The sequence below is a fragment of the Kitasatospora sp. NPDC093558 genome, assembly GCF_040683475.1.
GTDB lineage: Bacteria > Actinomycetota > Actinomycetes > Streptomycetales > Streptomycetaceae > Kitasatospora.
Genome location: NZ_JBFBDY010000388.1, coordinates 1 through 6,020 on the forward strand (window position 1 = coordinate 1; position 6,020 = coordinate 6,020).

The window sequence follows — 6,020 nt, forward strand, 5'->3', positions numbered from 1 at the left end:
GGGCTTCGCCCTCGACGCGCTCGGCGTGGACGGCGGTCGTGGTGCCGCCGACGGTGAACGCCTCGGCGGAGATCAGCACGGGTGTCGCGGAGTAGGCGGGCAGGCCGGGGACGGGTGCGGTGATCCGGCAGCGCAGCCAGCCGGCCCGGTGGCGGGCCTCGACGGAGGCGGTGTGGTCGGGCGGCAGCCGGAGGATGACGTCGCCTGGCCGGTTGAAGCCGCCGGTGGTGTCGCGCTGGACGGTGCAGCCCGCCCAGCCGTCGCCGGTCCAGGCCTCCCAGGCGAGCGGCGGGTGGTCGGGGTTGATGCCGTGCCCGCTGACCGGGAACTCCAGGCGCAGCGCCACCAGGCAGTGCGGCACGGCCTGGGAGAGGCCGAAGAGCAGGACGTCGCCGGGCGCCGGGACGGCGGCGAAGCACGGGACGCCGCGGCCGTCGGCGAGGTCGGCGTCGCGGTCCACCGGGGCGCCCTGGGAGGAGGTCGCGAGGTGCGTCAACGCGCAGGGGAGGATGGCGAGTTCGTGGACGGTGGAGAAGACCACCGCCTCCTCGGTCGCGGTCCGCACGGTGGCGACCTCGGTGCCGGCCCGCACCGGGACGGTCCGCTCCTGCGGGGCGGAGAGCCAGAAGGTGACCTCCGTCCGGGCGGCGGCGGGCGGCAGCAGGCGGACCCCGATCAGGTCGAGAAAGGCCAGGTGGTTCTTGTCGGGCACCCGGTTGAGGCGGTAGATCAGCTGGTCGACCATGTGGGCGAAGGCCTCGATGAGCGTCACGCCCGGGTCGGAGACGTTGTGGTCGCTCCACTCCGGGCAGCGCTGCTGGACGAGCCGCTTGGCCTCGTCGACGAGGTCCTGGAAGCGGCGGTCGTCCAGGTTGGGCTGCGGCAGGGGCATCAGGGGCTCCCCGGGTGGTCGGCAGGCTCGGGATCGCCGCCGGGGTCGTGCGTGGGGATGACGTAGAACGGGAAGACGAGGTTGCGCGGGTCGTTGGTGCCGCGCAGCGTGTAGCGGACGTCGATCCAGAGCGTGCCGGAGTCGACCGCGTCGAAGCCGACGACCACGTCCACGAGGTCGATCCGCGGCTCCCACCGCTCCAGCGACAGCCGTACCTCGTAGGCGATCAGGCCGGCGGTGGCGCTGTCGGCGGGCGCGAAGACGTGGTCGTGGACGGCGCAGCCGAACAGCGGGCGCATCGGCCGCTCGCCCGGCGCGGTGGAGAGGATCAGACGGATGCTCTCCTCGATCTCGCGCTCCTGGGCGACCAGGGCGATCGACCCGGTCGGGTCGGTGCGGACGGGGAACGCCCATCCGGCACCGATGAATTGACGGCCCATCACCTTCACCCGCCGATCAGCACGGTCGGGCAGCCGACGACGATCGGCGCGCCGCAGGCCGCGAGGTCGCCCGCGCGGGCGGCGGGCAGGCCGCCGATCAGGACGGTCGGGCAGCAGGGCGGGGCGACGGCGCTCGGCGGGTGGACGGCGGGCGGCGGGAAGGAGCACACGTGCGGCGTGCCGACCACGGCCGCGGGCTGCCCACCGATGAGGACGGTGGGGACCCCGGGCGGGGCGAGCACGCCGGGGTGCCCGGTCGGGTCGCCGACCCTGGCGGCTGGTGGCATCGGTGGTGTTCCTCTCCCGTAGCGGCGGCGTCGGTCGATCGGCCGCGTTAGTTGATCTTCACGAGGGCGGCGCTGATCGAGCAGGTCGCGCCGCCCTTGATCTCGGTGCTCGCCGTCCCGGACACGCCGACGGTCGTGCCCTTGACGTCCACCTGCCCCTGCGTCTGCAGCTTCACCGCGCCCGCGCCGCCGTCCAGTTGGACCCCCGAGCGGGCGGTGACCTGCACGGAGTCCCCGGCGAGTTCGAGCTTCCCCTGCCCGGCGTCGACGCTGACGCCCTGCGCGGCCTTGACCGTCACCTTCTCCTTCGCCTCGATCTCCACCGTGCCGTCGCTGTGCACGACCACGGACGTCGCCTTCCCGTCCAGGTGCAGCGTCAACTTGCCGTCCCCGGTGGACAGTCGGACGCCCTTCGGCCCGGCGGCGGCGTCCAGCAGCTCCAGCCGGTTGCCGCTGCGCGACACCAGCGAGCGGCGGTTGACCGCGCCGCTCGTCCCGTCCACCGGCTCGGCGTCGTGCCGGGACGGCCGGTCCTCGCCGTTGTACAGCCCGCCGATCACGAACGGGCGGTCCACCAGGCCCTGTTCGAAGCCGACCAGCACCTCGTCGCCCACCTCGGGGCCGAACACCCCGCCCCCGCCCTTGCCGCCGAGTTGCGCCGTCCGGGCCCAGTCGCTCACGTAGTCGTCCGAGAGCCACGGGAACGCGAGGCGGACCCGGCCCTGGTGCTCCGGGTCCCTGGTGTCCGTCACCACCGCGTTGACCAGCCCCGCCACCCGGTCCCGGGGCCGGCCCCCGCCCGCCGTCAGGCCGAGCAGCGAGCGGTCGGTGCGGCCGCTCACGGTGATCCACGACTGGTAGCCGACCGCCGGATCGAACACGTGCCGGACGGCCGTGACGGTGTACTTGCCCTCGAACGGCGCCCCGACGTTCGTCAGCGCGACCGCGCTGCCCGCCCGCAGCCGCGGGATGCCCATCGCCACCGCCGACAGCTCCGCGAACGACGCCGCCAGGTCGGCGGCCAGTGACCGCGCCGCCCGGTCCGCCTCGGCCTGCGCCCCGAACGGGACGTCCACGGCCAGGAACGCCGCGTCCCCGAAGGGCTCGGCGGCCCGGCCCGGCGTCAGGCCGAGCGCGAGCAGCTCGCTGTCGCCGGCCGGTGCGTGCGCGACCACGGCGCGCTTGGCCTGCACGTCCCAGCCGCGCGCCTCGACCTCCCGCACCTGGTCGGCGGACGTGACGACGGCGTGGCAGCGCAGCAGGTTGCGGCCCAGCTCCAGGACGAACGGGCTGGCCTTGACCGGCGTCGTGGTGCCCGGCGCGCCGGCGGCCGGGGTCGGACGGCGGAACTGGAACCTTCCGTCCACCACGGCCACCTCCCGGCCGGAGCGGACCGCCAGCCGGTGGAGGAACTCCCAGTCGGTGAGCCCGGCCTGGGCCAGGTGCGGGTGGACGGTCGTCGTCGCGTCGACCGTGCCGAGCCGCAGCCCGGCCCGGCGGGCGACGGCCGTCGCGACGTCGGAGGCCGTCATCTGCCGGTAGCCGACCACCCGGCGCCCGCGCAGCAGCCGGTGCGAGTGGTCGAGGCCGCGCACGACGGTGAACGTGCCGGTCGCGTCCGCGTCCACCTCCAGCGCGGTGACCTCCCCGGACACCAGGAGCTCGCGCTGCGGGTCGTCGGCGACCCGCGCGAACAGCTTCACCTGCGTGCCGATCGTCAGACCCGCCTTGGCGAGGACCAGGTGGTGCGGGTCCCGGAAGCGCAGCACGAAGAGGTCCGGCAGGTGGCGGCTGCCGTCCACGTGGGCGGAGACGAGCAGCTCGGCGACGGGCGCGGCGAGCGGCTGCCCGGCGACCTCGACGGTGAGCGTGTTCGCGAAGGCCTCACCGGCCATGGTCGGCGCCTCCCTGCATCGGGCCGGACTGCGGTCCGTCGGGTCTCCGGTCGAGCTCCTCCGCGCCGGGCAGCAGCAGCTCCGTGCCGGGGCGCAGCCGCATCGGGTCGTCGATCCCGTTCGCCTCGGCGATCGCCCGCCAGGCCGCCGGGTCGCCGTACTCGCGCCAGGCCAGCAGCGCGAGGGTGTCCCCCGCGACCACGCGGTGCACGCGGCGGGCGGCGAGTGCGCCCGAGGACGGGTTCTGGCCGGGGAGCTCGCCGCTGATCTCCTCCAGCGTCACCTGGCACACGGCCCGGACCGGCAGGCCGCCGGCCGTGAACAGCGTGTACTTGGCCTGCACCTGGCTCACGTACGCCAGGAACCCGGTCAGCCCGCCCCAGTGGAAGATCACCCACGGCGGCACGCCCTGCTGCTTGCCGTGGCTCTGCGCCGTCGGCACGCAGCACGCGAACAACTGCTCCACCGCCTTCACCACCCGGTCGGAGGGGTGATCGGTGGTGTCGAAGAACATCTCCAGCGTCAGCTTGCTGGGCTCGGCGCCCTTGAACTCGACCGGCCCCGCCTTCCGGGCACCCTTCGACGTCTTGCGCTCCCACTTCGCGGACTTGGCGAGCGCGAGCTCCCTTGGGTTGAACTGGAAGTCGATCTTGTCGATGCGGGGCCCCGGCGTCGTCGTGCCGCCGTCGGCGGGCGGATGGCGCAGCTCCAGGTACGCCCGCTCCAGCTTCGGCCGGGCGCCCGCCGGACCGCCGCCGGTCGCGCCGGCGGAGAAGACCACGGGTGAGGACGGCATGCGCTTCCCTCCCCCGCCTCAGGCCCGGTCCGGGTCGAGGAAACCGTGGTGCGCGATCTCCAGCGTCTCCGTCGCCACCTTGGCCGTCTCCGGACTCAGCGACGGCCCCTGCCAGCGCACCGGCACCACGTCCAGCAGGCTCCACCGCGCGACCACCCGGCCGTCCGCCGTCATCGCGCTGATGTGACCGGTCTTGCGCTGCACCCCGGACACCATGCCCGCGATCCAGCGGGTCACCTTCTCGGTGTCCCTGGTGACGGGACGGGTCAGTTTGATGTTCGAGTACTTGATGCGGGAGGGGAGTTGCCACACGTACCCGTTGTTGCCGCCCTCCTCCCGCTGCTCCATCACGACCTCACAGCCCAGCCCCTCGCAGGAGTTGAACGTCCCGAGCTTGAAGTCGTCGATCTCGACGATGAAGCACACGCTCACCGCCGGGTCGTCGTCGGCCACCGCGGGGCTCCTCTCAGTGGTAGGGGTGAGTATCGAAACGGAGACCGGCACGCTCGCGGTCCAGCCGGATCTCGGCCCGGAGCAGACGGCCCAGGGGGTCGATGAGGCGGCGGACGAGCTCGTCGGTGCTTTCGGGTGGGGTGGGGGTGGGGGCTGTGGTGTGGGCTTCCGTGCGCTGGACGGGCGCGGGCTCGGGCTGGACGGGCGGGGGTGGCGGCTCGGGTTGCGGCGCGGCTGGCGGCTCGAAGACCACCGACCCGTCGGGCATCCGCTGGGCAATGCCCGCAGCCACGGCGACCGTCCCCGGGTCGGTGGGCGTCCTGGCGGGTGACGGCGGCGGGGCCTGGTAGTTCTCGCCGAGCCCCTGCAACGGCAGCAGCGGGGAGGTGCGGCGCTGGACGGCAGCCGGCGTCGACGAGTCGGTCCGGAGAGCGGCTCCAGTGGGTTCGACCTGGCCGGGCTCGACATGGCCGGGCTCGACATGGCCGGGTTCGACATGGGCGGGCTCGACATGGGCGTGTTCGACGTTGGCGGGCGGCGCCCAGACGACCGGGACGGCACTCGGCTCGGCCGTCACGTCGCGGGGAGACGACGGCGCCTGCGGAGTGGGCGCCGAGCGGAGTTGCAGTCCGCGTTCCCCGACGAGCCCGATGCTGGGTGCGGGCGCGGTCGCGGCGATCACGGCCGGGTCGGTGACGCCGACGAAGTCGGCCTCCGAGGCCGGCATCCGCTGCAACGGCACTGGCCTCAGGGGAAGTTGCGGAGATCCGGACGGCGCGCCACCGACGGCGGCATCAGTGGGCCTCGGGACTGCGGCAGATGAGTCCCCTCCACTCGCGACGACCTCCGAGCTCGCCGGCGCCGCCGCCTGCCGACCCGGATCGCCAAGTTGCGGCATGACCAGAGGAGTTGAGCCGCCAACCAGCGGCGCGACAACCTCGCCGGCGTCCGGCTCTGCCGAGCGCTGCACTGGTGGATGCGCCGTCGTACTGCCAACCTCGTTCGTTCCCAATGGCGTTGGGCCTCCGACCAGCGGCGCCACAGCCTCCGGCCCGGCAGAACGCTGCACATACATACCAGCCACCGGTCCACCAACGCCCGGTGTTGTCAGTGGAGTTGCCTCGATCACCGACGGCACGACGACCTCGCCGGTCCCAGGCTCCGGCTGCGCGGGGATCGCCTTCGCGACCGGTGCATCGCCCACCAGGGGTGCCACCGGCAGGGACTCCGGTCCCGGCGCGGGCCCGTCGTGCGGCC

The 6,020-nt window shown here is 73.9% G+C and carries 7 protein-coding genes; all 7 read right to left on the reverse strand.

Features of this window, described 5'->3' with window-relative positions; translation table 11 throughout:
* A partial coding sequence (locus tag AB0O00_RS27120) for a putative baseplate assembly protein (RefSeq protein WP_363656039.1) occupies positions 1 to 892 on the reverse strand: 892 nt, incomplete at its 3' end.
* Complete coding sequence (locus tag AB0O00_RS27125) at positions 892 to 1,332, reverse strand: GPW/gp25 family protein (RefSeq protein ID WP_363656041.1); 441 nt, start codon at positions 1,330 to 1,332, stop codon at positions 892 to 894. The genes AB0O00_RS27120 and AB0O00_RS27125, both read right to left, overlap by 1 nt.
* A gap of 5 nt (positions 1,333 to 1,337) precedes the next feature.
* Entirely contained in the window at positions 1,338 to 1,619 is a 282-nt protein-coding gene (locus AB0O00_RS27130) for a PAAR domain-containing protein (protein WP_363656043.1), read from the reverse strand.
* Between the two features lie 47 nt (positions 1,620 to 1,666).
* The gene (locus AB0O00_RS27135) at positions 1,667 to 3,514 is read right to left on the reverse strand and encodes a VgrG-related protein (protein ID WP_363656045.1); all 1,848 of its coding nucleotides are present in this window, start codon (positions 3,512 to 3,514) and stop codon (positions 1,667 to 1,669) included.
* Positions 3,504 to 4,310 carry a LysM peptidoglycan-binding domain-containing protein gene (locus AB0O00_RS27140; RefSeq protein WP_363656047.1) on the reverse strand — a complete coding sequence of 269 codons (807 nt, stop codon included), beginning with the start codon at positions 4,308 to 4,310 and terminating at the stop codon, positions 3,504 to 3,506. The genes AB0O00_RS27135 and AB0O00_RS27140 overlap by 11 nt, the downstream gene beginning before the upstream one ends.
* A gap of 18 nt (positions 4,311 to 4,328) precedes the next feature.
* Positions 4,329 to 4,763 carry a phage tail protein gene (locus tag AB0O00_RS27145; RefSeq protein WP_363656049.1) on the reverse strand — a complete coding sequence of 145 codons (435 nt, stop codon included), beginning with the start codon at positions 4,761 to 4,763 and terminating at the stop codon, positions 4,329 to 4,331.
* A 13-nt stretch (positions 4,764 to 4,776) separates the two neighbouring features.
* Positions 4,777 to 5,490, reverse strand: coding sequence for a hypothetical protein (locus AB0O00_RS27150; RefSeq protein ID WP_363656051.1), 714 nt, complete (start codon positions 5,488 to 5,490; stop codon positions 4,777 to 4,779).
* Between the last annotated feature and the right edge of the window lie 530 nt (positions 5,491 to 6,020).

Excerpts from the sequence above, each read along its gene's own strand:
- AB0O00_RS27135 (WP_363656045.1), bottom strand. The coding sequence starts at position 3,514 with ATGGCCGGTGAGGCCTTCGCGAACACGCTCACCGTCGAGGTCGCCGGG.
- AB0O00_RS27125 (WP_363656041.1), bottom strand. The coding sequence starts at position 1,332 with ATGGGCCGTCAATTCATCGGTGCCGGATGGGCGTTCCCCGTCCGCACC.
- AB0O00_RS27150 (WP_363656051.1), bottom strand. The coding sequence starts at position 5,490 with ATGCCGGCCTCGGAGGCCGACTTCGTCGGCGTCACCGACCCGGCCGTG.
- AB0O00_RS27140 (WP_363656047.1), bottom strand. The coding sequence starts at position 4,310 with ATGCCGTCCTCACCCGTGGTCTTCTCCGCCGGCGCGACCGGCGGCGGT.
- AB0O00_RS27130 (WP_363656043.1), bottom strand. The coding sequence starts at position 1,619 with ATGCCACCAGCCGCCAGGGTCGGCGACCCGACCGGGCACCCCGGCGTG.